We start from the raw sequence: 25,408 nt of genomic DNA, 5'->3' as shown, positions 1-25,408 counted from the left end.
GCCGTCACAGTTTTCCTCCCCGGTACAAATCGAGATATCTCCCCACTGCGGCATCCAGATCATAGGCGGCTTCCACACGCCTGCGACCGGCCATTCCCATCCGCGAGGCACGCGAAGGGTCTTTCAGCAATCCGGCGACAGCCCGTGCCAGAGCCTGTTCATCGCCCTCTGCAACCATATGTCCGTTCTCCCCCTCGCTGATGAGTCTGGGCACTCCGCCCACCCGTGTGGAAACCACAGGCAACCCTGCGGCCATGGCCTCCAGCAGAAACAGGGGCAGGCCCTCATCGCACGAGGAAAGCACCGCCACATCCGCCAACGGCAGAATCTCGTGCACATCTCGCCGGGGACCGAGAAAATACACACTGTCCGCCAGACCCAAGGCGGCTGCATCGTCACGCAATGGCTCTGCAAGGCTGCCCGTGCCTGCCACCAGCAGCTTCGCCCCCGCCACCTCGCGCACCACCTGCTGCCATGCCCGCAGCAACATCTGGTGGTTCTTCACCGGCTCCAGCCGGGCTACGATAACGGCAACCCGGTCATCATCTCCCAACCCCAAATCCGCCCGGCGCAGCGCGCCAGTTCCGGAGAATCGCCTTATATCTATGCCGTTACCCACGGTAACCAGCGATTTTCCGGGCAGACCAAGCCGCTGTTCCATGAACAGACGGGTTTCGTCGTTCACGGCGGTAATCCAGCGGCAAAACCGCGCCAGAAAAGGCATGAGCAGGCGCCCTTTGGCGGTATCAAGCGACCAGAATTCGTGCTCGGTGTGCACTATGGGCGTGCGGGTCAGCACGGCGGCGGGAACAGCATGAAACAGCATGTACATGTGGTGGGTATGGAGCGCGTGGGGCCGGAATTCCCTGACCAGCCTGAAGAGCCGGTACATGGCTCCCAACATGCTCCCCTCCCCCCGGTTCAGGGCGTGCGCGGCAATACCCGCCGACCTGAATTCCCCGGAAAGCGGACCGTCATGCTCCAGTGCCACAACCATGTTCGCATGCCCCTGCTCGCCAAGCCGCAGGGCCACCTCCCGGGCCACGGTCTCGGAGCCGCCTATCCCGAAGGAATACACCACATGCAGTATCCGCAGGGGAGAAGCAGGAACGGATGACTGGCTCATGCGGTCCTCCCTGCGGGCACGAGCGCGCCCAGCCGGTTGTAAAAGTCCACGTGGCGGCGCACCCAGCTTTCCATGTCAAACCGCGTACGCACGTTCATATGCGCCGCCTGCCCATGCCTTTCCCGCAGAGGTGCATCCGCAAGATACGCATCCACCCGGACGGCAAGGGCGTCCATGTCTCCCACGGGGTACAGGGCACCGTTCTCTCCGTCCGCAACCACGGCACCGTTGCCGCCCACGTCCGGCACAACCGCAGGAAGCCCGTACGACTGCGCCTCCAGCAGGCACATGGGCGTTCCCTCCCATATCGAGGTCTGCACAAGCAGGTCGGCTCCGGTAAACACCTGATCCATCTCGGCCACAAAGCCCGTGAAGACCACGTGCCGTTCCACGCCGAGCCGCCTTGCCTCTTCCTTCAGTTCCGTCTCCAGCGCACCGTTGCCCAGCAGCAGATAGTGCGCACCGGGTTCGCCCCCGTTGCGCTCCACATCGCGGGCCACCAGCCGGAGGTAGAGGGGGAAATTCTTCTGCGGGCACAGCCTGCCCACGTTAATCACCACGGGCCTGTTCCCGCAAAGGCCGAACCGTTCCATCAGCCTTTCTCTTGCTGCGGCACGCCGCGCAGCAATGTCAGCGTATTCCGCAGGGCACTCAATGGCGTTGATAATGGCAGTCGCCCGGTCTCCGGCACTGTCCGATACGTGCGCCCGGAGAATCTCTTCCGAGCATCCCACCACGCCGTCGCACAGGCGCAGCCCCACATGCTGCACCAGCCGGATAAACGAAGATATCCACCCCGGCCGCAGAACCAGGCCATGCAGGGTATACACCACGGCAATATCCGCCAGTCCGCACTCGCGCAGCAGCAGCGCGTAGAACAGGGATTTGTAGCAATGGCAGTGCACAAGCCGCACGCCGTCTTCCTGCAGCTTCCGCCGCAACTCCATGAGCAGACGCACCGAAAACCGTGAACCGGTTCTGAAAAATCGCATGCGGGCCGTGTCGTCCCCCAGCGAACGGAAGAGGTTGGCATTGCCCGTGGCTCCCACGCGCTCTTCCACCACCATATACAGACGGCAATCGTATCCTGCCCTGTACGTTGCCCTGTGCAGGCTGGCGGCCACCTTCTCACGCCCGCCGAAATCGCCGGAAAAGCTCATATGCACAATGGAAGATGCCATTCCTGCGGTCGGCCTTGCTTTCCTCATGCCCCCTCCCCGCCGCGCGCCAGAATGCGGTCCGCAAACCAGAAGTAACGCTCCGTATAGCGTTCCGGGGTAAATTCCGTGCCGCACCGATGCAGGCCCGCTTCCCCCATGCGCCTGCACAGGGCAGGGTCGTCGAGCAGCATCGCCATCTTGCTGGCAAGGTCCGCGTCATCCTCACTGCGGAACAGAAGACCTGTCTCGCCGTCCGCAATCACATCGGGCACACCGCCCACCCGTGCGCCCACCACGGCCTTGCCGCACGCCATGGCCTCAATCATCACGCGGCCCATGGATTCCGTGCGCGATGCCAGCACGTAGAACAGGCACTGCTGGAAATAGGGAACGATTTCCCTGTGTGAGATGCCCGGCAGAAATTCCACACGGGCCGCATCGCCCACCATTGACTGATACGCAGCAAGGTCCGGGCACATGCCGATGATCTTGAGCCGCACGTCCGGGTACAGCGGGGCTATTCTGTTGAACGCGCGGATGAGCACATCCACGCCCTTAACCCAATACGGATGCCCCACCGTAAGAATGACTCTGCCCTCAGCGGCTGCATCCGGTCCAAACGCCTGCGTGCCAATAAAGGAAAAAAAGGAGTCACACACAGGCCCGCCTGCCCTGCCCGGACGCAGACGACCGAACCGATGTCCGTAGTCTTCCGCAAGCCGGGAGTTAATGAACTTTACAGCGTCCGCTCCTGCAAAGCTCAACCGCATCATGCCTGTTTTGACCCATCGCATGACGCGCGCCTTCAGGCTTTCCCGTTCTGCTTCCGGCCGGTAGAAATGGTCGGTATTCACCTCCACCAGCAGCTTTGCCCCGACCATACGCTTTACCAGCAGGCTGATGAGGCCGCAGATCATAGGATCATAACTGATGACAAGATCATACGTGCCGTGCCTGCGCGCATGCCGCAGGCAGAACAGCAGATACCGCCACTGGCGCAGCAAAACGCTGCCCCGGTGATAGGCACACCCGCGAAAGACAAAGTTGCCGGCTCCGCACTCCGCATAGGCGGGCGCCAGATGCAGCACATCGCCCCTCCAGCGTTCAGAAAGCAATGCGTACTTGGGCGCAAACCCGGGCACGGACGGATCATCAATGTAATAGCTGATAAACAGAACCCGCAGCGGCCTGCCCGTACCGGCAGCGCCCGTCTCATCGCCGGTGCCAAGCTTGCCGGCATAACCATTTGTATCGGCGGTCCCGCTCATGCGGCACCTCCGCACGCCTGTTCCACAACATGGCGCAACGTCTGCCCCACAACGCTCCAGTCAAACCGTTGCCGGACAAACTCCCGCCCCATAAGGGCAAGGCGCTCTCCTTCCGCAGGATTGCCCAGAAGTGTTGAAACAGCGTCTGCAAAAGACCGGGCCGTATCGCCGATAAGAATGTCGCGGCCATGCACCGCCCCAATCCCTTCCGCCCCCAGCGAGGTCGATACCACCGGCACTCCCGCCGCCATGGCTTCCAGAATCTTCAGCCGCGTTCCGCCGCCCACAAGCAGAGGCACTATGGAAACAGCCGCCCTGTGCAGGTAAGGGCGCACATCGTCCACAGCCCCCGTGACCACAACCCCCTTGCCCCCCATGGCACGGATGCGGTCGGGCGGGTTCTTGCCCACAACATACACCGTAAGGTCAGGATGCCGTTCCCGCAGCAGGGGCAGCACCTGCGCATGGAAATACTCCACGCCGGAAATGTTTGCGTGATAATCCATGCTGCCCACAAAAACGAGGCTCATCGGCTCCCTGTCGCTTCCGTTACGTGCATGCAGGGCGCAGTCCACACCGTTGGGCACCACATGAACCGGCACCCGGATTCCGTTGCGTTCAAGTAATGCCCTGTCTTCCGCCGAGCAGACAAAAACCGCATCAAAGCCCTCTGCCGTGCGCTGCTCATACCTTCCCAGCTTGGCAGCGGTAACGGATGCGTATACCCGTTTGAAAATATTATCGCAGTTTGCGGCAAAACGGGCCATCAGGTCGGATTCCACATTGTGCATATCCAGAAACCGCCGGGCCCCTTTCACAAGCGGCGCGTACTGCGCCATGACGATATCCTCCACCAGTGCCAGATCATACGCGTTGCGCCCTGCAAGCTCCCGGACAGCGCGGGCAAACTCCGCATCGCCATAGTTCAGCACGGAAAACGGCGTGGGCAGCACAAGGCCGCACAGCAGGTCCGATGCCGCGTACGCTTTCACACGGGGCACCACCACAACGTCCCTGCACAGGGCCTGCAGCACCTCCGGGCAGCCGGAATGGCCGGGTTCCCCGAAGACAACCATATCCACAGGCCTGCTCCCGGACGCCAGTGCCCGGAGAAGATGAAAGGTTCGCAGCTTCCATCCATCGTCAAGAGGATAGGGCACGCGGCCCGCAAGCATCAGTATGCCGGACATCACACCTCCGCCCGCGTGCGCATGTTGAACGGTCCCAGAGCGAGAACCTGAGCCTCCTCAACCATACCGGAATGCTGCATGGCCTTTCGCGAAGCCACATTGTCCCAATGCACCACCGTACATACCTTCTCCACACCCAGACCGCGCAGACGCCGGAATGCCTCCGCCAGCGCAGCGGAGCATATGCCCTTGCGGCGATGTTCCGGAAGCGTGACAATATACCCTATCTCCGCCACACGGCTGCCTATCCGCAGAAAACGGCTGTGGCCGCCCTCATAGTACAGCCAGTGCAGGTAGACGATCTCTCCGTTCTTCAGCACCGCATGGCAACCGGAGACCTCGTGCATACGGTCGGTGTAAAATTCCTTGGGAAGGCCCTGTGTTGCAGACCTGTAGACATCCAGTTCATCAGGATGCAGTTCCGCAAATTCATATCCGTTCACGCTAAATGCCCCGTCCTTTCCTATGTCTGCCAGGTGCACCGCATACACGCAGAACCTGTTAACCCTCAGGCAACTGTAATAGACAAATTTACAATACCCGCGCAGCCCGCCGCCATACTGCGACCGGACCGACTCGCCAAGGTGCCCCAGCGAATGGACGACACGTCGCCATACATTACGCATCGGCAGCCTTCCTTTGCTGCGCAGGCACGCGGAAATCCCCGCGCAGGTGACATTTCCATACAAGCGTGGAGCACGAGGCCATGAAAATGATCTGCGAGCTGAAGGCAACGGATAAGAACTGCCCGCCTATGAAAAAGGCGAGCCACGCGCATTCAAGGCCGGAAAGCAGCGCATATGCCCGCATGTTGTTCGGCGTGCGCCGCACCTGTGCCCGCATCCGCCTTGCCTGCCGCCACGACACAGCGAAGATGGACAGCAGAATCAGGGCTCCCGGAATACCCAGTTCTGTCGCAACCTGCAGGATGAAGTTGTGCGTCACCACCCCCCTGCTCTGGTTGTTCACCTCCGATTCCACAAAGATAAAATTGTGCATGCCCACCCCGAAAACCGGATTCTCCTCGACGAGGGACATGGCCCGCTCCCATACCATCATGCGCCCGTGCTTGTGGGTCAGGTTGTAGTCCTGCTCCGTGTCTCCAAGCCGGTCAAACCGCTCCCGTATACCGTCGGGCATGAACAGAAACACGGCAGAAACCGTGACGGCAATGAGCAGAATCTTTTTCAGAAACATGCCGCTGTCGACAAGATAGGCGTAGCTCAGCACCACACACAGCGCGATAACTCCGCCACGTGACCCTGTACAAAGCACCGCTCCCGCCCCCAAAACCATGCCGAACAGAAACGCCATGCGGAAGAAACCCCGCTCCCCCCTGAAAAAGTAATAGAGAAACGGCATGAGCACGGCGATAAGCAGAGCACCCTCGTTAGGGTCCAGCGTGTAGCCTCCGGCATCAGCCCTGCCCATGGACGCTCTGGCTATAATGGACGTGCTGAACACGAGCATGCCCAGCAGGAGCACGCGAACCACCTTGTACAGGTCGTTCATGCTATCAATACTTTTCATGAACAGCAGAAAAAACACCATATTCTTCAGAAACGACACACCCCCGGCAATGCTGGCACTGGGCCATACCCCCATCGTGGCAGAAATGAACAGCCAGATGACAAAGAGGACATACAGGCGCACCTGCGGCAACCGCCGCCACGGCACGCGCACCGCCCCCTTGGATGTGAGGATGCAGAACAGACAAAGCAGAATCACCAACTTGCCCGGGTCCGCATACACCAGATACGGCACCATCTCGTGCAGTCTGGGCAACGCCATAACCGCCAGCAGGGTTATGCCCGTCAGCGAACAACTACTGCGTATGCCAGCCCGCCGCACCGATACCGCCGTATCAACAGGCCCCCGGGTCTCGCTGATCATCAGCACGCTCCCCGCAGGTCGGCCGCAGCCGGAACCGCCGTATCCGCCATACGTTCTGCAACGGGGTCGCGCCCCGTAAACAGCCCGTTACGGGCGCATAAATCCGCATAGGTCCCCACCGGACTGGCCTTGCCGTTCTCAAAAACAAAAATCGTATCGCACTTCTCAAGGGTGCTCAGCCTGTGCGCAATAATCACAATGGTCATCTCCCCGGCCAGTCCGGCAATGGATTCCATGACCTTGCGCTCCGTATCAGCATCAAGGGCACTGGTGGCCTCATCAAGCACAAGCACATCGGCCCCCTGATACAGTGCCCTCGCAATGCCTATCCGCTGCCGCTGACCGCCGGAAAGACACACCCCCTGCTCGCCGATGACCGTATCGTACCCGTCGGGCATGTTCTGCATCACATGCTCATGAATACTGGCCGCCTTGGCTGCGTTCACCAACCGCGCCTCATCCACCTCTGATGCGGGCACCCCAAGGGCTATGTTCATCTTTACGGAGTCATCCAGAAGATTGATGACCTGCGGCACATAGCCTATATGCCTGCGCCATGCCCGGATGTTCCCGGTATCGATAGGAACGCCGTCCACAAGAAGCCTGCCGCTGTCCGGCGCAAGAAGCCCCAGCAGCATATCTATGGCGGTGGTCTTGCCCGCCCCGGTCGTCCCCACAATGCCGACCATCCTGTTCCTGCCGATGATCATATTCAGCCCGTCCAGCACCGGTCCGGCTTCCTGCGCGTAGGCGAACGACACATCCTCGAACCGGATTTCCCGCTCAAAGGAAACTGCACCGGCATGGGCTTCCTGTTCCGCTTCATCCACCTTAAAGCGGCTGAAGTCACTGTGCAGCAGGTCCAGGGCGGGCAGATAGAACCGTATGTTCGTCATGCCCGCAAACACCTGCTGCAACGCGGGCATCATCTTCATGCCCCCCAGCGCATACACCCCCAGAAGCGGCAGAATATGGCCTATGTTCCAACCAGATATGAAGAACACCATAACAAGTACCACCATGGCTCCGTATGCCACCACCTCAAGGCTGTAGCGCGGGCTCATGGCAACCACCTCGTTTACCGTGCACTGCCGTGCAAATGATTCCGAAGCATCTGCAAACTTGTCATAAAAAAACAGTTCGCGGTTCGCGGCCTTCACTTCCTTGATGCTTCTGAATGTTTCACCGGCAATACGGAACCTGCGCTCCGTTGCCTCCAGTCTTTTTTTGGAGACACGCTCCATGACACGCCGCGTAAGAACATAGGCAAGAACATAACTTCCGCCAAAACACACAAACACCGCCAGCGAAACCAACGGGTTTATGAAGATCATAAAGATCATTATCGCAATGACTATGGCGCAACGTGAGAGTATGATCATGGCATTCTGCAGAACATAACAGCATACGGATGCCACCTCACCCAGCACGTTCTTGATGATGTCGCTTGAGTTATGATCAAAAAAGAATCTGTACGGTTGCAGAATATACATCCTGAACATGCGCTTCGAGAGTGTGTAGTTGGTCATATGCGTGAACCGCAGCATTGCCCACGTCACAGCAAACCGGACAGCATTGGAGACCAGCAGCATGCCCAGCGAGAATATTCCGCAGTACATGATGAATTGTTTTTCGCTCTCGGCGCCGAGCATTCCATAGGCCATATTTACCCAGCGGTTCTCCTGAATGATGCCGGGGTCGCCCACCAGCGCCAGAAGCGGCATGACCGAGGCAAGCCCCATCACCTCAAAGACGGCAACCGCCATCTGCAGCATCAGCAACAGCACAACGGTGCGTCTTTCCGACCGGCTCAGAATATCCAGCAATTTTCTGGCGGGCATGAACACAGGCATTCCTCCTCGTTGCTACTGCGCTCTGGGCGCCCATCGCACAACAGTTTCACCGCGCAGACATCGTACCAGCCCCGTCACGCCGCTCGCATGCATAAGCAGAAACAGATACGGCAGCTTCAGCATCCCGTTGTCCGCATTGCGAAACGTAATGGCGCAGGCATAAAACAGCCCCTGCATGAACAACACCGCACCATACAGGGGCGATGCAGCGGCAAGCGGGACATTCAGCGCAAAAATGGCAGCCATCAGCGGCAGAACCAGCCACCGCAGCACCTTGTGCGACACAACCTGCCAGAGAAAGCCCCACTTTCCCGCACGGGCAAGCGCACCGGCGCAGGTCAGCACCACCAGCCACGATTGCGTCATGATGCGTCTTTGTCGCCGGTATTCGTTCCCGCCGGTTCCCGGCGTTTCCTCGGTGCAGAAAGCCCCCTCGCACTGCACGGGCAGCCTGCCCGCCAGTACCACCTGTATGGGGTGCAGCAGGTCGTTGATAAGCGCAGGGTCCAGCGCCTCGTACAACGCTCTGCGCATGGCGTAGATGGCACCGTCAGCACCCACAATGCCGAACAGGCGGGACTCCATGCGTTTGAGCATGTCTTCGTAACGGCGGTACATTCCGTCACCGCCCGCCGCCGTGTACATGGTGGTGCCGCTCGCCAGTCCCACCATGGGGTCCGCGAACTCCGCCACCAGATGCCGCACCGCGCCGGAATCCAGCATGGAGTTGGCATCGGTGAACAGCAGTATCTCGGCATCCGTCTCAGCCACAGCGCGGTTCAGAGCCACGGTCTTGCCCATGTTGCGGGGCTGCACGAGCAGACGCACCCGCGCATCGGAGCATGCCCGAACCACATCGTCCGTTCCGTCCGTACTGCCGTCCGAAACCACAACAAGCTCCAGCCTGTCGGGCGGATACTCCAGTTCCAAAAAATTCCGTATTTTCGCCTCTATGACACGCACTTCGTTATACACAGACACAATCACCGCCACGCGGGGCTCGCTGTCATGCGGCTGCCGCACACTGCGGCGAGGCAAAACACGCCCGGCAAGATGCAGCACGGCGGGATACCCGGCAAACACATACACAAGTAACAGGGCGCACACCCAGAACAACACTTCCGTCATCATGCCGCCCGTCCTTTGCGCATGGCCTGCACCGCTTCGTCCACCGCAGCTTCCGTGACATAGCAGTGGGTGGGCAGGGTCATGAGTTTTTCCGCCAGCAGGGCGGCACCGGGATACGGGCCATTGCCGCGCCTGTGCGGTTTCAGCTCATCCAGTGCGTCCAGGCTTTGCGGGTAGCCGCGCACAATGCCGAACTCCTGCAACGCCTCCGCCTGTTCCATAACGGGAACCCGCAGCCATACCGGTTCCGTATCCGGCAGGGGCGCAATGCAACCAGCACCGTCACCTTTCAGGCGTGACCGCCATAAAGCAGCCACGGCCCTGCGCCGGGCATTTATATCCGGCAACCGTGCCAGCATGCGTCGGCCCAGCGCGGCCTGAAATGCCGTAAGTCCGGCCACGGCAAACTCCGGCGCAAAGTGCGACTCTCCAAGGCGGAGCCACGGCAGCCCGGCAGGAATCCAGTACAGCCGCGGATGCAAAAAAAAGCACAGCACCAGCGCCATAATGGCGGTCTTCATCTGCCGTAGAACGGAAGGGCTGCGCAGGGGCATAGCGGTCAGTGCCCGCGCAAGGCGCTCGTCATCCGTTACCAGAATACCCCCGTCCACGGCAGATATGGTCTTGCCACGGCTCATGCTGAACAGGCCCAGCGTACCCGCTGTTCCCGCCTTGCGCTGCCCGCTGCCGACGTTCGCAACTCCTTTGGCGGCCTCGGTGTCATGGATGGAAGCTGTGGCCCCCATCGCCTGTGCCGCATCGTCCAGAACAGGAATGCCCCGCTCCGCCGCCAGGGTCAGCACCGTCCGCATATCCGCAGGCAGGCCGTAAAAATGGCAAACCACAATGCACAGTGTTTTCCCGGTTATGGCCGCCGCAAGGCTCTCCGGCTGCGGGCTCATGGTCTGCGGGTCAAGGTCATACAGGCGCACCTTCAGCCCCGCATGCACCACGGCAGACGGTACGGAATAGGACGTATAGGCGGGAAGCAGCACCTCGTCCCGCTGCGGATGCAGCGCTTGCAGCGCCGTAAGCCCGCAGCTCATGGCCGCCCTGCCGGATGAAAAGAAAAAAACATGTTTCTGCCCGCTGAACGCTTCCACATCCCTGCCAAAGCCTCGCAACGCCTCGTCCCCGCTGAACACTGCGGCCAGAGCGGCAACCATGTCCGCAAGCGTAAACGGCATTCCGGCCGGTGCCAGCATCTTCCTGCTCACGGAATGCACCTCACAATATGCGGCCCCATGAACGTAGCCACGGAAACCGGCAGCCGCTTCCAAATTCGTATGGGCAGGTCGTATTTGGGATTATCCGGATTCACACCGGGCAGGCGCGCGCCCTCTGCCAGCAGATAGTGCCAGTACAGTTGAACCGGTTCCGCTCCCCACTGCTTCTTGAAGCGGTATGTTCCCTTGTCCGGCGTGGACCGGCCAAAGTCGAACACCGTGCAACCCAGTTCGCAGGCATGCCTGAGCATACCCCAATACAACAGATTGTTCGGGCACAGGGAGTTGAATTCCCGCAGGGAAGAGGCCCAGGGAATCTCAAACACGCCCCGGTGCCACACCCCCACCCCGCCTGCGATGCAGGCATTGCCGTGCCATACGGAAAACACGCGCGACTCGTCCGCAAACATATCCAGAACAGCCTCAAACAACTTTCTGGAATAGACAGGGGTACCCAGGTCGCGCATATTCTTGGCAAAAACGTCATAAAAAGCGGCGAGCAGTTCCGGGCCGCCGCTGCGAAATTCCAGCCCCACCTTCTCGGCCTTGCGGATCTGATTACGCACCTTGGCGCTGAAGCCGTTCCATAATGCATCCGCTGTTCCGGGCAGTGCAAGACGCATGGTCACCTTGTGCGTGCTCGCTGGCAGGCCATCCATACGCCAGCCCATATTCCGCAGTTCCACAAACCCCGCCCGTGTATGCACCAGCAGCTCGCGGGCCTTGTCCAGCAAAGCCCCGCGCGCCTGCGCGTCATGCGCCAACAGCCCGCCGTAGTTAAAAAACGGAAGCGAATTCAAGGAACTGCCAAAAACCATACTGCGCACATGCACCAAGGGCAGCACGCCGCGCACGCTTCCTTCCCCGTCGCGCACCCATAGCGGATACACCGCATGCCCGAACACGCGCACCACAAGCGCAAGCCACCGGCTCCTGTGGTAGTTCACAGCATCGGCGCATGCGTCCACAAAGCGGTCCCATTCTTCCGCATCGTGTCCGCTGGCCAAATCTGCCACCGAAGCGGCACACATTCCCCTCGCCATCACTCCCCCCTGTCCCGCCCGCAAACTCAACCGGCAGTCCGGCTGTATTTGTCTTCCAGGCGGACAATATCGTCTTCGCCGAGGTAGCTGCCTGTCTGCACTTCTATAAGCTCAAGCGGAATCTTCCCCGGATTCTCCAGCCGGTGCACATGACCGAGCGGAATATAGGTAGATTCATCCTCACACAGGATGAACTCTTCATCTCCATTAACAATGCGGGCTGTTCCGCGAACCACAACCCAGTGCTCCGCCCTGTGGAAATGCCTCTGCAGCGAGAGAACCTCGCCCGGCTTCACCACAATCCGCTTCACCTGAAACCGGTCACCCGCCACAATGGACTCAAAGCTTCCCCACGGCCTGTACACCACCGTGTGTTCCTGCGTTTCCCTGCGGCCCGCACGGTCAAGCTGCCCTATGGCGGTCTTCAGGTCGTCCAGAGCATCGTTGGCGGCCACCAGTACGGCGTCCTTGGTCTCCACCACCGTCAGGTCCTTCAGCCCCAGTCCCACCACAAGACGGTCAGAAGAACGCACATAGCTGCCGCTGCACCCCTCCGCCAGCACATCGCCAAAAAGGCCGTTGCCGTTGCCGTCCCGCGGCTGCACCGCATGCAGGGCAGCCCACGACCCCAAATCGCTCCACTGTCCGTCAAAGGGCACCACCTCCATGTCCTGCGCATGCTCCATAACCGCATAGTCGATGGAACGCGCAGGGCACCGGCGAAACGCCTCTTCACCCAGCCGGATAAAATCCAGATCGCTGTAACTGCCCGCCACGGCCTCGCGGCACTCCCTGAGTATTTCCGGCGCATGCCGCTCCAGTTCCTGCAGATACACGGATGCCCTGAACAGGAACACACCGCAGTTCCACAAATAGCCGCCGGATGCCACAAAGCTCTCGGCAGTGGCCGGATCGGGCTTTTCCACAAACCTGTTCACGGCCAGCACGCCCGGTGCAGCCTGTTCGCCTGTCCGGATATACCCATAGCCGGTATGCGCACATGTGGGTGTTACCCCAAGACATACCATGCGCCCCTGCGCCGCCCGCTCCCCCGCCGTTGCCACGGTTCGGGCAAAGGCGTGTGCATCGGCAATGCAGTGGTCAGCCGGGGTCACCAGCAGAACCGGGTCTTGCTCCAGTGCCATAAGCGCCGTCACCGCCACGGCAGGAGCCGTATCCCGCCCGCACGGTTCCAGCACAAGCCGCCCGGCCACCTGTCCGTTGCGCATCTGCTCGGAAACAAGAAAACGATGGTCATTGTTACAGACAATCAGGGGCGGCAACGCTCCGGCTATGGACATGCATCGGGCAAGGGTATCGGCAAAGAGCACCCTGCCCTCCGTTACTTCAATAAACGGCTTGGAGCATTTGACTCTGGACAGAGGCCAGAGACGGGTTCCGTTTCCTCCACAGAGTATGACCGGCTGCAACATGAACATTTCTCGCGGTATCAACAGGTTTGCATCGGGGAGACATAACAACGTGCCGCTGGTAGCCAGTTCTATGCCAAAGGGTTTCCATACATTTATCAGGATATATTTCAGGGTGATACAAGATGCCCCCATCGCCCGCAGTTCCAAAGAAAAAGGAAAAGTCCGATAAAAACAGACAGGGGCGCAAAGCCGCAATGCTTACGCCCCAATCCGGAAGACGACACATAACCTTCTGCCTTCATGTATAATTTCATATCCGGCAGAAGAATCTGATAAAACCGGACACCACTCCTTGCGGCCCCCCGGGGCGTATCAGCCGGAACACAGAAATCAGGCCACCTTCCGGCCCGGACCGTCATCCGGCACCCCGACCGGGATACGCCGTGCGGAGCATGTCCGGAAAAGCCGGACATCGGCAGACGCATCGGCAGTGACCACTCTCAGGCATGCCCGTATCACGGCAAAGACCTATGTGGCCTCCCCCCTTGCCGACATGGCAGATGCCGCCCGAAAACTGTTGCCCTCACCGACTCAACTGTCGGTTTGCCTTACACATAACCCCCTTCATTTCCTTCACCACAGCGGCACAATCACCGTTACAGGACTTTGGCACGCATAATGCTCACAGATGCCCAATTCAGTCTGAAAAGCACTCTGAGAGGAAATCCGGGAGGAAACTATTTATGCATACACTGAGACACACACTGGCATGCGGTGCCGCACTCATTGCCCTTCTTATCCTGTCTGCTCCGGCCTTTGCGAGCACGGTATCGTTTACAGATACCAGCAAGGTCTGGCCCGGTTTCAACGCCAAAGCGGGCGAAGATGTTCACGGCATCCCCGACATCCTGTCCGGCGAAGTTAGCGGGCACGGCGGGCTTGATTACCTGAGCATCACCTACCAGAGCGACTACGCCCTGCGTCAGGGGAGCAAATTTAAGAACCTCACCGACTACGGAAAGCTCTGGAACCAGCTGGACTTCGGCAATATCTTCATCAACACGGACCCAAGCGCCAACAACGACTGGGACATCATCATTCAGGCCACGTCCGGTAATCAGTGGACCATCTACAGCGTTGTGGTTCCCTATGTGAACAACGACTACATCATGAGCAGTTCCCCCAGCGGCACCCCCCGCACGGGTCACCCCGTAGCCATAGACCTTTCCAGCTATGATGCAGTTGCCATCGGCACAGCCACCTACAGCGGCTGGCAGGTTCCGGCGGGCGCGGGGGTGGATACTCCGGTAACTTCCTCGTGGCTGTTCTCTCTCTTCGAAGGCTACTCCTGGAATTTCCTGGAAGACACCTTCATTCTGGGCCTTACCGTGACCTGCGCAAACGATGTTCTGTACCAGCGCATCGCCGTTCCCACGCCGGAGCCCTCCACATGGCTCCTGTTCGGAATCGGCCTTGCCGCACTGCTTTTCTTCAAGCGGCACAGAGACAGTCGCGAAGCATAGCACTCGCAGATTATTAAACGTAGTCCGGCCATCCCGGCAACAAGGCGCAATCCATCAGGACTGCGCTGTTGCCGAGATGGCCGGACACTGTTGCTCCATAGCAACACAGAAGAGTGGCATCGGAAGAGATTTCTCTCTAGACATTATTGAGACAGAACAACATAAAAAAAATGACAACATACAATATGATAGATGTGCACTGCGTCTTTTTTTCAAATTGTCACGTATCCGCAATGGACATAAAATAAAGAATGCGCTACGTCATACGGTCAAGGCTCTCATCATTCTTTTCATGCAGATTCTGGTTGACGGGGTGCTTCAGCAGAGGGGGGCATGTAACCGAAACCGAAGGGGGCTCCGCCGCAAGGCGGGACAACGGGGAAGGGACATGGCGAATATTCTGATCATTGACGACAGCATCATCCTGTGCACGTCACTGGATGCGAATCTCAAAAAAATGGGACACTCCAGCCGGTACGCCACATCGATTAACGATGCGGTCAAGCGCATGGAGGAAGAGCGGGCAGACATCATCTTTCTGGATGTGAACCTGCCGGAAGGCAGCGGCATCACATTCATTCCCAAGCTGCTCTCCCTGTCTCCCGCGTCCAGCATCGTCATCCTGTCCGGAGAGGGAGACGGTGAAATCATTACAGATGCCTTTGCCGCAGGGGCCAAGGACTATCTGCTCAAACCTGTTTCCCGTGCAAGATTGGAAAAGGTTGTCCGCAACCTCATCCGGCACGGCATTCCGGAATGCGCAAACCTCACGCTTGCCCGCGAAGAAATCATCGGCAGCAGTGCCGCCCTCATGACCAGCCTGCACAAGCTGGCCCTTGCCTGCAAGGCAAAGGGCAACGTCCTCATCACCGGAGAGACAGGTACCGGCAAGGAACTCTTCGCCCGCGCGCTGCACAAGAACAGCGACCGCGCCGACAAGCGATACATAGTGGTAGACTGCACCAACCTGCCAGGATCACTGGCAGAAAGTCTGCTCTTCGGGCATGACAAGGGCTCTTTCACGGGCGCGGATCAGAAGAAGAAGGGGCTTTTCCACCTCGCGGACGGCGGCACCTTGTTTCTGGACGAAATCGGCGATCTGGACCTTGCCACGCAAAAATCCCTTCTCAGGGTACTGCAGGAAAAAAAGTTCCGCCCGCTGAGTTCCAGCGAAGAGGTCTTCAGCGACTTCCGGCTGGTGGCGGCAACCAACTGCGACCTCAAAGAAATGGTCCGCAAGGGCACGTTCCGGCACGATCTCTACTACCGCGTTCAGGCGTTCACCATTGAACTGCCTGCCCTGCGCGAACGTCTGGGCGACATAGACCTTCTGACAAGGCACTATGCAGAAGCCATCTGCCGTGAGCACAAGATTCCCCCCAAGGAAATGGATGAAGATTTCCTGCAAGCCCTGCGTTCGTACAACTGGCCGGGCAACATCCGGGAACTGGTAAACGTGCTTCAGGTGGCCATTCAGAAGGCCTTTTATGACACCTGCCTGAACTACTACCATCTGCCGCAGGAACTGCGCCTGAACCGGGCCATGCAGGACGCCGTGGACCGTGCCGCCCCGCAGGAAGAACCCCAGCAGGGGCTGCACCTCGGCGACATCTTTGTTTCCGCCTCATCACTGGGCAGCTTCCCAGACATGAAATGCGTCCGGCAGGAAGCCATAAACACTATCGAGCACCAGTACCTGAAAAAACTGGTGGATGCCAGTTGCGCCTCGGTTGTTACCGCCTGCCAGCTTTCGGGCCTTTCGCGGGCCCGCCTCTACGAGCTGTTGCAAAAGCACAACCTGTCTCTGCGCAGCCACTAACTCCGACCCGCACAGGAAACATCACCATGAAGGAACATGGATACAGCCAGTTGATTGAACTGGGCATCAACACACGGCCAAGCGAAAACGCCCCGTTCACCCGGCTGGTAGACCAGATGTGTCCGCAACCGGAACAACTCGCGGAAGAATCCGGCGACAAGCGCAGATACTCCCGGCACAGCACGGCCATCCCCTGCGTGGCTCACATAGCCCGCAAAGGAAATCAGGTCATTGTGCTTACCGGTACCATCCGGAACATCTCCACCAGCGGCATGCTGCTGGAACTGCGCGATAAAGGCCATCTTTATGCGGCCATGTTCAGGGAAATAGAAAGTTTTCAGGTGTCCCTGATTCTGGAAGGCGACATCGTCGCCTGTGTAGACTGCCTGCCCAGGCATATAGAAGATGCGGAAGAACTCATGATAGGCGTTCAGGTCAATGACGAGGACGCCCACCCCCTTCTCCCCATGCCGCGCCGCATCATGTAGCCGTTCCCCGCCGGAAACGGAACATGCCCTTGGCGTGCACTCCTGCCAACCTTGAAGCGGCTTGCCGCCACCCGCCAGCCACCGCTACTGCACGGCCTGTTCCGCGCGGCTTTGCGCCACCCCGTCCGTACAACTCATAATCCGGTTGCGCTCCGAAGCCACAGCCAGCGAATGCGCCCTGATAGCCTTGTCATACACTTCTATGGGCGTTCTGCAATCGCAGAGCCTGGTGCAGCACGTGCCAAAGGCCACCGCGTCCGGCAGCGACGGCTTCATCTTCCTGTACTCCCGCATGATCATATTTTCCAACCTGCGGGCCAAAGCCTGCGCACCCGCATCATCTGTGTTGGAAAGCAGCAGCGTGTAGGCATTGGCATCCACCCGCGAAAAAACGTCCGTTTCGCGTATGGTGGAAGCCACCGTCTCGCAAAACAATCTATGCACCAGTTCAAGGCTCTTTCCCAGCTCGTCCGCCAGCCACTGCACGTTAACAAGTGAGCAGCGGATCAAGGCAAGCGGGGCGTCCACCCGCCTGCTGCGAGAAAACTCCGTATCCAGCGCGCGGAAAAAATACCGCTTGTTATACACGTTGGTCAGCGGATCGACGAGGATCATTCCCCTGATTTGTCTTTGGGAGTATGCCAGCGCGGCAAGGCATGCCAGCACACAGAGGTAGGAATACAGAAATAAAGGCAATCCCCCCTCTCCGGCGGCTTTCCCCGACAGCGTAAGGGAAACAGCCAGCCAGCCAAGGGGAAATCCCACCAGCACCACGCATGCCACCCTGTTCTCGCGGATCATATCCAGAGCTTTCTTCGAAAGCGGCATCGTTGCGCCTCCCTTACAAGGGGTTAACCGGCCATTGAAACAAGGGAATCCGCTGCGTTGCAAAGAAGTTTTCAGACAGTCGCGCATGCCTGGCAGCACGCCCTCCAAAAGCAGGCCTGAACATTCCTTGCGCCCTGCATCGTCCTGTTTTCCCCTGCCCGGCAGAAAGCGGCTTTTTCAATAGCCAGTTAGCCGGGCAGCGGCACCATGACCAACTCCCCCGTCCTTTTGTTAATAAACATCCTCTCATCAGCCAGTTGCAGCAATGCCTCGGTATCGGCAGAATCATCCGGGTACACGGCAATGCCTACAGAACCGAAAACCGTCACCTCTGTCCCGCTCAGGTCGTACGGGGCAGAGACCACCTGCTGCACTTTGGTGGCAATTCTCAGCGCTGCGGCATAGTCCTCCACCTCCGGCAGCAGAAAGACAAACTCGTCTCCGCCAAACCGCGCCACCGTGTCGGAATCTCTTACATTTTCTCCAAGCCGGGCGCCCACTTGCCGGAGCAGTTCATCACCCAGCAGATGCCCCAATCCGTCATTCACCTTTTTAAACCCGTCCAAGTCCACCATCATGATGGCAAACTTGGAACGGCTGCGCCTGCATCGCCGCACCTCCTGCTGCAACCGCTCCTCAAAAAGCAACCGGTTCGGCAACTGGGTAAGCCTGTCATAATATGCCAGCTTGAGTATTGCGGCCTCTGCATTTCTTTGCGATGTAACATCCTGAATAGAAATAACATATCCTGCAAGATGCTTGGCGCTGGGCACACGGTTCACCCGGCATTGCAAGAAGTGCTTAACACCTCCTTCCATCCGCCAGGAGTTGATGGTCTGCTCTCCCCCGTCACGCACTCCGTTCAGGGCGTTGGTCAGTTCGTCCCGCGAAATATTGCAGGCTTCCGTTATCACCCACACCTGACTTCCCAGACTCAACTTTTCAGTACATCCAAGCAAACTTCGGGCCGCGGAATTAAAATAGATGATGTTAAGATATTCGTCAGTGCCCACAATGCCACTTTTGAACGAACAACTCAGCAACCGTTCCAGAAAATCGGCCTGCAAGGCCTTCTGCCCTTCTTCCGCAGACCCGCAAGGCGGAAAGTCGCTAACACCGGCCCCGACGCGCCCGAACAACTCCGGCATAACGGCATCCCGCCACAACAGTCCTTCCGCCCTGCCGTCCTCTCCCGTCACCACCATGCACTCCAGCGCAGAGGTCATAAACCGCACACAGACCTGCTCCAGAGGAACACCGCCCCCTATCTGCACCACGGGTCCGGCAACTTCTCCCAGCAGGGTGTTCCAAACATCACAGCCCTTCTCTATGAGCACGCTGATGTCCTTGTCATTGAACATTCCCACAGGACGCATCGCGTCATCCACAACCAGAATGGTCTGTCTCTGGGATTCAAAAAGGCTCTTGTGCGCCTGATATACGGTCTGCGATGCCCCAAGCACCACATGCCGCGCGGCATCCGCCACATCCCTCGCCAGCCCGGTAATACCCCGCAGCACCCACGACATAAGCTCAACGGCGGTAATAAAGCCCAGCGTCCCTTCTTCTCCCTCTATGACATATACCTGATCGGCCTTGAATGCTTCCGGGGAAAAGAAAGAATCCACAAGGTCCGATGAACGCACCCGCACCACGTGCGAGCACACCTCTGCAGGCACGGCAGAAAGCCTGTCATCCAGCGCATCCAGCAGGCTCCGGACAGACAGCCCTGCAAGATGCCCTTCCCCTGTCCGCACAGGGATAGAAAACGTTCCGCTCTGCCGCAAAGCAGAGGTAACCTTCTGAAATCCATCTTCCAGTGCAACCTCAGGCAATGGCTTCATTGGCACGTCTGCAAAAAGTCTTGTTCCGGCCATGGCTTCCCCTTAGTACTCGAGTGTTGGCACAAATATAGCATAACGTCATTTCAAAAACAAGGATCATCATAGTTAATACGGCAACAGGAACACGCTATGCACAGGACAGCACTGGAGCACCTTCTCATGAGTGATTTAAAACAGTTATGCGTCACTCTTTCTGAGGATGAGTTTCGCTCTCTTCAATTCTACGCGCACTCAAAAGGCCATTCTTCAGAATCCTTCGCCCAGCACATTATCAAGGAACGCCTGCACACGTATCTGCTCTCTGAGGCTAAACATAGTGATGACAGGAGAACAGCCCCACGGGTGCAAGTGTCAATTCCTGCCGTTTCACTTGTAAACTTTCCCGACAACACATCACGAAGCTATCCTGTCACCATCCGCGACATATCCAAAGACGGCATGCGCATATCCTTCCCGGAGATAGACAGTGCCATTTATCAGCAACTCCGAAAGGCCACGGACTTCGAAATAGTCTTCACCGTTCCCAAAACAGCTACAACCATTGCCTTCTCATGCAACGTCTGCCGGGTAATTTCTTCAGACAGCGTGCAGTTTGCCGGAAGATTCGACCCCGAAAGTGCTGGCGGAGTAAGAATGCTCGATAACCTGTTCAACTAAAGCAAGGGAGCGATATGGGCGCAGACATCGAACGCCGAAGAACCATACGTATTCGCAGATCGTCGCTGGCGAACAACAAGCTTGCGGATATGGACAGGCCGAGCATAAAGATTGCGGAAGATCTAAACGATTATGCAGAAGCCTTCAGAATAGTCTACGAGGCGTACCGGGAGGTCGGCTACATACTGGAGCCGCACCCCTCGCAGATGCAGTACAGCATCTTCAGCATGCTGCCCACCACCTGCGTCTTTGTTTTCAAGCAGTATCTCAAACCCATTTCCACCCTCACACAGGTTCTGGACAGCGAACTTTTTGGGCTGCCCATGGACAACCTGTACAAAAAAGAAGTGGATGAACTGCGCAGGCAGGGCAGAAAGGTTGCAGAGATAGGCGCATTGGCCACCAGCAAAGAGAGCCGGTGGAACAACCTGCTCATGTTTCTGGGCAAAGCCTACTTCCAATACGCCAAGCTCATCGGCGTGAACGACATCCTCATCACCGTCAATCCCAAGCATGTGGAATTCTACAAGGCCATCTTCCTGTTCGAACCCTTTGCGGAAGAGCGGCACTACTCCTATGTGGGCGCTCCCGCCGTGGCCTTGCGCATAAATTACGACCTGTTCTGGGAACGGCTGGAGAACACATTCCACGAGCACGATTTTGAAACCGACCTGTATACCTTCTTCAGCCGCATCCATTCCACAGGCATTGACGAGAGCATGCAGTTCAGCGTGGAACGCAATAACCCCCTCCCGCAAAATGATGCCGCCTTTTTCTTCAGACAGCGCCCGGAAATCCTCCAGTCCCTCACACCTGAGCAGGTTGCCTACATCAAAAAATACTATCCAGAAGCTTTTTTTTACGCGCATTGACTGCAGGAGCATGAATAACCGCATGCCCGCCCCACCGGGCGGCAGTCTCCACGAAATTTCCCCCGCAGAGCTTCCGGCTTCAGCGGGATTTGCCGTTTACTGCAACCGGAGAACACATGGATAGCGACCAGTACCGAACAAGGGCCGCAGAATACGGATTCCACAACCGCTTTGCCTACGCGGCAGAGGCTTTTTCACGCAGTATCGGCTTTCTGAACGCAGCCGAACTTGAACGGCTGAGCAGAGCGCGCGTTGCCGTGCCCGGACTCGGCGGCGTGGGCAGTGCGCACGTGGTCACACTGGCGCGTCTGGGCATAGGCGCTTTTTCCCTTGCCGACATGGATGTGTACAATCCCGTGAACATGAACCGGCAGCACGGCGCGCGGATCGATACATGGGGGCAGAGCAAACTGGACACCGTGGCGGGAGATGTGCTGGCTATCAACCCCTTCGCGGAGCTTTCCCTGTTCCCGCAGGGACTCACCGAAGAGAATCTGGACACATTTCTCCATGGTGCAGACGTGGTTATTGACGGTCTGGACTTCTTTGTCTTCGACATGCGCCGCAGGCTCTTCAACCGGGCAAGAGAGCTGAACATACCGGTCATAACCGCCGGTCCCCTCGGGTTCAGCTCAGCCCTGCTCGTCTTCACCCCAAAAGGCATGCGCTTTGACGACTACTTTGATGTGCACGACCATCTGCCCATGGAGCAGAAATACCTGCGGTTCGCCCTGGGCCTTGCCCCTGCGGCACTGCACGCCGGATATCTGGACGGTTCTGCGGTAGATTTCCGCATGCGCAAGGGGCCTTCGCTTATCGTGGGGTGCCAGATGAGTGCCGCCCTTGCCGCCACAGAAGCCGCACGGCTCATTCTGAACAGAAAAGGACTGAAGGCGGCCCCCTACTACCTGCAGATGGACCCCTACCTGAAAAAACTGAGGAAGGGGCGGCTGCACACGGGCAATCGCTGGCCGCTTCAGCGGCTCAAGGCACTGCTCTTTGAAAAGCTTGTTCTTGCCAAATCCGGCAGAACCGGCTGTACGCCGCAATCGCCTCCCTCCACCCCGCTTTCGACATACCTTGCCGACGATATGCCCCTCCTGCGTTATCTGCTGGGGGCGGGCATACAGGCACCCTCCGGCGACAACGTGCAACCGTGGCACTTCACCGTACGGGAAAACAGCATCCTCCTGCGCGCAGACATGCAGGCAGACACCTCATTCTTCAACACGCACCAGCTTGCCACAGTCATCGCCGCCGGAGCGGCTGCGGAAAACATGTCCATCGCCGCCAGTGCCTGCGGTCTTCGCTGCGAGGTGCAGACAACCCCTGACGCCCGCACGGGGCACATGGCCACCCTCTCCTTTGCTCCGGCCCCCGATGCCCGCGAAGATATGCTTGCGGATTCCATCTGGCGCAGGCACACCAACCGCAAACCCTTTTCCACACGGCAGGTGCCGGACGGCATCTGGCAGTATCTGGAACAATGCGCACAGCCTCTCGGCGACATCCGGCTGGAGTGGGTCAACACCCCGCGTGATCTGCAACGCCTTTCACGCGCCATCTTCCATGCGGACAGAATCCGTACGGAACGGCGCGACCTGCACGAACATTTCATGAACATGGTCCGCTTCACACAGGAAGAGGCAGAAACGAGCCGCGATGGCCTGCCCCTGCCCAATCTGGAAGCAGGTGCCCCCGGCAACCTGTTCCTCAAGGCCACCCGAAGCTGGAAATCCGTGCATGTGGCCAATTCACTGGGCATAGGCCGCATCGTCCCCCTTGTCTCGGCCATGGGCATACGCCGTTCGGGCGGGGCGGCCCTGCTGAGCGTTCCTTCCACGAGCATAGACGATTTCTTCATGGGCGGCAGGGCGCTGGAGAGGATATGGCTTGCCGTCACGCACCTGAACATGCGTCTTCAACCCATGACAGCGGTCACTCTCTTCCGGCTGCGCACCATGCTCGGCGAATCGGACATGTTCTCGCAGGCGCATCGGGCCCTGCAGGAAAGAGCCTCAGACGTGCTCTCCGCGCTCTTTCCTCTTGCGGCAGGACGCGCCCCGGTCATGCTCTTCCGTGTCGGATTCGGTCCCGCCATACGGCACGGAACCTACCGCCGGGAAGCTGAAAGCTTCCTCAGTCGGGCGGAATAGCCCTTTCAGAAGCAACACATGCTCCTCCGCAGCGGGTTGCACGGCGCCCGGCATATCCCTTCTGCCGGGTGGTGCTGGCACGCGCCTAGTGGCCTCCCCCTTCCTTTTGACGTGACATCGGCAGCGTACTATTATAGTACTGCCGCCGCCGGATATGCCCGCAGCCCTGCTTCACCTTTCGCAAACGGAACCAACAATGCAGCCCGTTCTCGTGGACATAAAAGTAGACCCGGACAACATCCACAAACCGCAGGCCATACGTAAGGCGGCCCTTAAGATGGCCGGCATGACGGATTCCCCCCATCTGCGTGTGGATGTGGTGCGCCGGTCCATAGACGCCCGCTCCCGCCGTCCGCATTTCGTGCTGCAGGTATCCATCACACACGCTGCGCAGGAAACTGCAGGGCAAACGGCAAAGCAGCTTCCGCCCTCTCCTGCGGCATCCGCCTCCGCCAACGATTCCTCCGCGCCAACCGCTCCCTGTCCGCAAACAGGCTCCACGGACAACCGGAAAGGCATCACGGAAACCGCCGCGCAACAGGCAACACCACCGGCAAGCCGCCTCGCCGCTGCGCACAGCCTGCCGGAAGCTGCCCTGCATTCCGCATTCCGCCCCGTCCGCCCCGGACCGCACCGTGTCGTCATCGTGGGTTCCGGACCTGCTGGCTATTTCGCCGCGCTTACGCTGCTGGAACACGGCATCCGTCCCATCGTCCTTGAACGCGGCAAGGATGTGAATGCCCGCCGCAAGGACCTGAAAAAGCTTTACACCGAGGGACTCGTCAACCCCCATTCCAACTACTGTTTCGGCGAGGGCGGTGCGGGCACGTATTCCGACGGCAAGCTCTACACCCGCGCCACAAAGCGGGGCAATGTCGGCCGCATGCTGGACCTGTTCATCGCCCACGGAGCATCGCCGGACATCCGCGTGGATGCGCACCCCCACCTTGGTTCCAACATGCTGCCCAGAATAGTACGGCGCATGCGCGAATCCATTCAGGAGGCGGGTGGCGAAGTGCATTTCGACGCCCATGTCACCGACCTGCTGCAGGACGGCGGCAGGGTTACGGGCGTACGACTCACCGGGGGCGAAACCATTCCCGCCCACGCCGTCATTCTGGCAACGGGCCATTCGGCGCGCGACATCTTTCATATGCTTGTGCGCCGGAACATTCCTGTGGAAGCCAAACCCTTTGCCCTCGGGGTACGTATTGAGCACCCGCAGGCACTCATAGACGAAATTTTTTACCACCATTCGCCACGGCATCCCAACCTGCCCCCCGCCAGCTACCGGATAACCGCGCAGGTGGAAGACCGCGGAGTCTTTTCCTTCTGCATGTGTCCCGGCGGCTTCGTCGTCCCCGCCTCCACGGCACCGGGCGAACTGGTGCTGAACGGCATGAGCCTTGCCGCGCGCAACGCTCCGTTTGCCAATGCCGGTCTGGTGGTGGAAGTACGGCTCGAAGATATCGCCGAATACGCAATGCACGGCCCGCTGGCGGCGCTGGAGTATCAGGCTGGGGTAGAAAGAGCCATGTTCGCTGCGGGCGACGGCATAACCCAGCAGGCACCGGCACAGCGTGTGGGCGATTTTGTGCGGGGACGAGTATCCGCAACACTGCCGGGCACATCCTATATTCCCGGCGTTTACACCGCGCCTCTGCACGAACTGCTGCCGCAGGGAATAGCCTCGCGCCTGCGCAAGGCTCTGCCGCTGCTGGGAAAAAAGCACAAAGGATACGATTCGGAAGAAGCCAAGGTACTTGCCGTAGAATCCCGCACCAGCTCGCCCGTGCGCATTCCCCGCTCCCCGGAAACACTGGAACACCCTGCCGCGCCGGGGCTCTTTCCCTGCGGAGAAGGCGCAGGATACGCGGGGGGCATCATCTCCGCAGCCATGGACGGCGAACGCGTGGCTTCAGCCGTTGCCGCCACGCTGCACCGTTCCTGAGCAGCCAACC

The 25,408-nt window shown here is 59.0% G+C and carries 20 protein-coding genes; 7 read left to right on the top strand and 13 right to left on the bottom strand.

Annotated features, from left to right (window positions below; translation table 11 throughout):
• Positions 1-4: 4 nt before the first annotated feature.
• The 11 genes from pelF to HUV26_RS09725 all read right to left on the bottom strand — a co-directional run bounded on the left by pelF (position 5) and on the right by HUV26_RS09725 (position 13,320).
• A complete protein-coding gene (gene pelF / locus HUV26_RS09775) occupies positions 5-1,126 on the bottom strand; it encodes a GT4 family glycosyltransferase PelF (protein ID WP_174409915.1) in 1,122 nt (373 codons plus the stop codon).
• Positions 1,123-2,334 carry a glycosyltransferase family 4 protein gene (locus HUV26_RS09770; protein ID WP_243451343.1) on the bottom strand — a complete coding sequence of 404 codons (1,212 nt, stop codon included), beginning with the start codon at positions 2,332-2,334 and terminating at the stop codon, positions 1,123-1,125. The genes pelF and HUV26_RS09770 overlap by 4 nt, the downstream gene beginning before the upstream one ends.
• The gene (locus tag HUV26_RS09765; RefSeq protein ID WP_174409914.1) at positions 2,331-3,554 is read right to left on the bottom strand and encodes a glycosyltransferase family 4 protein; all 1,224 of its coding nucleotides are present in this window, start codon (positions 3,552-3,554) and stop codon (positions 2,331-2,333) included. The genes HUV26_RS09770 and HUV26_RS09765 overlap by 4 nt, the downstream gene beginning before the upstream one ends.
• Entirely contained in the window at positions 3,551-4,744 is a 1,194-nt protein-coding gene (locus HUV26_RS09760; RefSeq protein WP_174409913.1) for a glycosyltransferase, read from the bottom strand. The genes HUV26_RS09765 and HUV26_RS09760 overlap by 4 nt, the downstream gene beginning before the upstream one ends.
• Positions 4,744-5,370, bottom strand: a complete 627-nt coding sequence (locus HUV26_RS09755) for a GNAT family N-acetyltransferase (protein ID WP_174409912.1) — start codon at positions 5,368-5,370, stop codon at positions 4,744-4,746. The genes HUV26_RS09760 and HUV26_RS09755 overlap by 1 nt, the downstream gene beginning before the upstream one ends.
• The gene (locus tag HUV26_RS09750; RefSeq protein ID WP_174409911.1) at positions 5,363-6,637 is read right to left on the bottom strand and encodes an O-antigen ligase family protein; all 1,275 of its coding nucleotides are present in this window, start codon (positions 6,635-6,637) and stop codon (positions 5,363-5,365) included. The genes HUV26_RS09755 and HUV26_RS09750 overlap by 8 nt, the downstream gene beginning before the upstream one ends.
• Positions 6,637-8,478, bottom strand: a complete 1,842-nt coding sequence (locus tag HUV26_RS09745; RefSeq protein WP_174409910.1) for an ABC transporter ATP-binding protein — start codon at positions 8,476-8,478, stop codon at positions 6,637-6,639. The genes HUV26_RS09750 and HUV26_RS09745 overlap by 1 nt, the downstream gene beginning before the upstream one ends.
• A 24-nt stretch (positions 8,479-8,502) precedes the next feature.
• Positions 8,503-9,621, bottom strand: coding sequence for a glycosyltransferase family 2 protein (locus HUV26_RS09740; RefSeq protein ID WP_243451342.1), 1,119 nt, complete (start codon positions 9,619-9,621; stop codon positions 8,503-8,505).
• Complete coding sequence (locus tag HUV26_RS09735) at positions 9,618-10,835, bottom strand: DegT/DnrJ/EryC1/StrS family aminotransferase (RefSeq protein ID WP_174409909.1); 1,218 nt, start codon at positions 10,833-10,835, stop codon at positions 9,618-9,620. The genes HUV26_RS09740 and HUV26_RS09735 overlap by 4 nt, the downstream gene beginning before the upstream one ends.
• The gene (locus HUV26_RS09730) at positions 10,832-11,851 is read right to left on the bottom strand and encodes a FemAB family XrtA/PEP-CTERM system-associated protein (protein WP_243451341.1); all 1,020 of its coding nucleotides are present in this window, start codon (positions 11,849-11,851) and stop codon (positions 10,832-10,834) included. The genes HUV26_RS09735 and HUV26_RS09730 overlap by 4 nt, the downstream gene beginning before the upstream one ends.
• 62 nt (positions 11,852-11,913) lie before the next feature.
• Positions 11,914-13,320, bottom strand: coding sequence for a mannose-1-phosphate guanylyltransferase/mannose-6-phosphate isomerase (locus tag HUV26_RS09725; RefSeq protein WP_308483159.1), 1,407 nt, complete (start codon positions 13,318-13,320; stop codon positions 11,914-11,916).
• A gap of 683 nt (positions 13,321-14,003) precedes the next feature.
• On the opposite strand from HUV26_RS09725, the gene HUV26_RS09720 reads away from it, so the two are divergent.
• The 3 genes from HUV26_RS09720 to HUV26_RS09710 all read left to right on the top strand — a co-directional run bounded on the left by HUV26_RS09720 (position 14,004) and on the right by HUV26_RS09710 (position 17,090).
• On the top strand, positions 14,004-14,783 hold the full coding sequence (locus HUV26_RS09720) for a PEP-CTERM sorting domain-containing protein (RefSeq protein WP_174409907.1): 780 nt from the start codon (positions 14,004-14,006) through the stop codon (positions 14,781-14,783).
• A gap of 388 nt (positions 14,784-15,171) precedes the next feature.
• Positions 15,172-16,602, top strand: a complete 1,431-nt coding sequence (locus tag HUV26_RS09715) for a sigma-54-dependent transcriptional regulator (RefSeq protein WP_174409906.1) — start codon at positions 15,172-15,174, stop codon at positions 16,600-16,602.
• Between the two features lie 26 nt (positions 16,603-16,628).
• Positions 16,629-17,090: a PilZ domain-containing protein gene (locus tag HUV26_RS09710; protein ID WP_174409905.1), complete on the top strand. Its 462-nt coding sequence runs from the start codon at positions 16,629-16,631 to the stop codon at positions 17,088-17,090.
• Between the two features lie 84 nt (positions 17,091-17,174).
• Here the strand turns inward: HUV26_RS09710 and HUV26_RS09705 are convergent, their stop codons facing one another.
• Complete coding sequence (locus HUV26_RS09705; RefSeq protein ID WP_174409904.1) at positions 17,175-17,918, bottom strand: GGDEF domain-containing protein; 744 nt, start codon at positions 17,916-17,918, stop codon at positions 17,175-17,177.
• Positions 17,919-18,106: 188 nt separating this feature from the next.
• Positions 18,107-19,762, bottom strand: coding sequence for a diguanylate cyclase domain-containing protein (locus HUV26_RS09700; RefSeq protein WP_174409903.1), 1,656 nt, complete (start codon positions 19,760-19,762; stop codon positions 18,107-18,109).
• Positions 19,763-19,921: 159 nt separating this feature from the next.
• Here HUV26_RS09700 and HUV26_RS09695 point away from each other — a divergent pair, with 159 nt between their 5' ends.
• The 4 genes from HUV26_RS09695 (at position 19,922) to HUV26_RS09680 (ending at position 25,398) form a co-directional block, all read left to right on the top strand.
• Positions 19,922-20,419, top strand: coding sequence for a PilZ domain-containing protein (locus tag HUV26_RS09695; RefSeq protein WP_174409902.1), 498 nt, complete (start codon positions 19,922-19,924; stop codon positions 20,417-20,419).
• Between the two features lie 14 nt (positions 20,420-20,433).
• Entirely contained in the window at positions 20,434-21,291 is an 858-nt protein-coding gene (locus HUV26_RS09690; protein WP_174409901.1) for an N-acyl amino acid synthase FeeM domain-containing protein, read from the top strand.
• Positions 21,292-21,407: 116 nt separating this feature from the next.
• On the top strand, positions 21,408-23,447 hold the full coding sequence (locus tag HUV26_RS09685; RefSeq protein ID WP_174409900.1) for a ThiF family adenylyltransferase: 2,040 nt from the start codon (positions 21,408-21,410) through the stop codon (positions 23,445-23,447).
• A 196-nt stretch (positions 23,448-23,643) separates the two neighbouring features.
• A complete protein-coding gene (locus HUV26_RS09680; protein ID WP_243451340.1) occupies positions 23,644-25,398 on the top strand; it encodes an NAD(P)/FAD-dependent oxidoreductase in 1,755 nt (584 codons plus the stop codon).
• Positions 25,399-25,408 lie beyond the last annotated feature (10 nt).

It is taken from the genome of Desulfovibrio psychrotolerans, assembly GCF_013340305.1.
Lineage (GTDB): Bacteria > Desulfobacterota > Desulfovibrionia > Desulfovibrionales > Desulfovibrionaceae > Halodesulfovibrio > Halodesulfovibrio psychrotolerans.
This window is presented reverse-complemented; position numbering and strand designations above follow the sequence as displayed.

Coding starts and splice junctions, on each gene's coding strand:
- HUV26_RS09705 (WP_174409904.1), bottom strand. CDS start 17,918: ATGCCGCTTTCGAAGAAAGCTCTGGATATGATCCGCGAGAACAGGGTG.
- HUV26_RS09770 (WP_243451343.1), bottom strand. CDS start 2,334: ATGAGGAAAGCAAGGCCGACCGCAGGAATGGCATCTTCCATTGTGCAT.
- pelF (WP_174409915.1), bottom strand. CDS start 1,126: ATGAGCCAGTCATCCGTTCCTGCTTCTCCCCTGCGGATACTGCATGTG.
- HUV26_RS09760 (WP_174409913.1), bottom strand. CDS start 4,744: ATGTCCGGCATACTGATGCTTGCGGGCCGCGTGCCCTATCCTCTTGAC.
- HUV26_RS09745 (WP_174409910.1), bottom strand. CDS start 8,478: ATGCCCGCCAGAAAATTGCTGGATATTCTGAGCCGGTCGGAAAGACGC.
- HUV26_RS09690 (WP_174409901.1), top strand. CDS start 20,434: ATGGGCGCAGACATCGAACGCCGAAGAACCATACGTATTCGCAGATCG.
- HUV26_RS09685 (WP_174409900.1), top strand. CDS start 21,408: ATGGATAGCGACCAGTACCGAACAAGGGCCGCAGAATACGGATTCCAC.
- HUV26_RS09765 (WP_174409914.1), bottom strand. CDS start 3,554: ATGAGCGGGACCGCCGATACAAATGGTTATGCCGGCAAGCTTGGCACC.
- HUV26_RS09695 (WP_174409902.1), top strand. CDS start 19,922: ATGAGTGATTTAAAACAGTTATGCGTCACTCTTTCTGAGGATGAGTTT.
- HUV26_RS09740 (WP_243451342.1), bottom strand. CDS start 9,621: ATGATGACGGAAGTGTTGTTCTGGGTGTGCGCCCTGTTACTTGTGTAT.
- HUV26_RS09725 (WP_308483159.1), bottom strand. CDS start 13,320: ATGTTGCAGCCGGTCATACTCTGTGGAGGAAACGGAACCCGTCTCTGG.
- HUV26_RS09755 (WP_174409912.1), bottom strand. CDS start 5,370: ATGCGTAATGTATGGCGACGTGTCGTCCATTCGCTGGGGCACCTTGGC.
- HUV26_RS09750 (WP_174409911.1), bottom strand. CDS start 6,637: ATGATCAGCGAGACCCGGGGGCCTGTTGATACGGCGGTATCGGTGCGG.
- HUV26_RS09700 (WP_174409903.1), bottom strand. CDS start 19,762: ATGAAGCCATTGCCTGAGGTTGCACTGGAAGATGGATTTCAGAAGGTT.
- HUV26_RS09715 (WP_174409906.1), top strand. CDS start 15,172: ATGGCGAATATTCTGATCATTGACGACAGCATCATCCTGTGCACGTCA.
- HUV26_RS09720 (WP_174409907.1), top strand. CDS start 14,004: ATGCATACACTGAGACACACACTGGCATGCGGTGCCGCACTCATTGCC.
- HUV26_RS09710 (WP_174409905.1), top strand. CDS start 16,629: ATGAAGGAACATGGATACAGCCAGTTGATTGAACTGGGCATCAACACA.
- HUV26_RS09680 (WP_243451340.1), top strand. CDS start 23,644: ATGCAGCCCGTTCTCGTGGACATAAAAGTAGACCCGGACAACATCCAC.